Origin of the sequence: Vibrio sp. 10N.247.310.24 (assembly GCF_041467175.1) — a bacterium.
In the GTDB taxonomy this organism is placed as follows: Bacteria; Pseudomonadota; Gammaproteobacteria; order Enterobacterales; family Vibrionaceae; genus Vibrio; species Vibrio tasmaniensis_A.
This window is the reverse complement of sequence record NZ_JBFSUD010000193.1, coordinates 1-1187: the sequence shown is the minus strand read 5'-3', so window position 1 is coordinate 1187 and position 1187 is coordinate 1. Positions and strand designations below refer to the sequence as shown.

The window sequence follows — 1187 nt, the reverse complement described above, 5'->3', positions numbered from 1 at the left end:
TTGTTGTTCGTGCTAACAGCAAACAACTAAAAACAAAGAAGGGTTCGACTTTGAACCCAGGTGGTTACAATCATGTATCTCACCCTGGTCCAAACCGTATTTGGGGTAAGTCGAAAGAGTTCGTTGCCGCGACAGTCGCGGTAGTGATTGCAGCGGATGAGGATGTCGATGTTGTTGAAATCAATAACATCACAGACGCAACGCTAACTTGGGAAGGCGACAACGGTGTTGATTACATGATTACAAGTGCCTCACCACAAGCGCCGTTCCAGTTAAGTGACTCTGGTGATATTACGGGCACGTTCGAAGGTAACCCAGCGGAGCGCGTTTAATGGCTATCATGACCTTTGCATTGGATCATGGTTTCAAGGTGGGCGAAGCCGTCCACCATGAAGTTGGTCTAAGAGAGTTAAGCTCTGGTGATTACATCGATGCGCAGTTAGCGGCAGAGAAAGTGATCGTGAATGATGGTGTGGCCATGGCATACACCTCTGATGTGCTTTACGGCATCGAGCTTCTTGTTCGTCAGGTTGAGTACATTGGCAGTGTTCAGGGGCCTATCTCTATCAAGGAGTTAAGAAAGCTGCACCAGGAAGACTTTAAACTGCTGCAAGAAAAAGCAAGCGAACTCGATGAGCTGATTACCAAGGAGCTTGAAAACAGGGGGCGATCTTAAGGCGCTGCCGGAAGTCTGTGAAAACTTGCAACTTGCAATGTGTTCAAAGATTCCGTTAAGCGTCACCACCGCCATGCCTTTGCGGCGACTACTCAAAACCTATCGAAAACTAAGAGAACAATCCAATGGCACAGAAACTTGAAACCGATATTGTCTTAAACCTTGCAGGCAACCTAGCGGCTAAGGCGCGTCAGTATGGTAATTCGATGGGTGAGTTCGCCAAGAAAAACCAAAAAGCCATGACACTCGTTAAAACCTCGACCGCCGCAGCTGGTCGGGGTATCGATGCTTTAGGTAATCGCTACGTAGGCATGGCCACTGCATTTGCGACAGGGGCAACCGTGCGTAATGTGGCTGCATTTGATTCACAGATGGTTCGTATTGGCACCAATGCCAAACTGTCGAGCGACCAAGTGGATGTGCTAACCCAATCTATTGAAGACTTTTCTACTCAAGCCGATATTCGTATCGATACAACCACTCTCGCTACAGGCGTTGATACCTTGCTTGG

At 48.1% G+C, this 1187-nt stretch carries 2 protein-coding genes and 1 pseudogene; all 3 read left to right on the top strand.

Annotated elements, in window-relative coordinates:
- On the top strand, positions 1-332 hold a 332-nt coding region (locus AB6E08_RS23370), incomplete at its 5' end, for a phage tail tube protein (protein WP_372160358.1).
- Positions 332-676: a phage tail assembly protein gene (locus AB6E08_RS23365; RefSeq protein WP_372160356.1), complete on the top strand. Its 345-nt coding sequence runs from the start codon at positions 332-334 to the stop codon at positions 674-676. The genes AB6E08_RS23370 and AB6E08_RS23365, both read left to right, overlap by 1 nt.
- 125 nt (positions 677-801) lie before the next feature.
- Positions 802-1187, top strand: a pseudogene (locus AB6E08_RS23360) (phage tail tape measure protein); the annotation flags it as partial.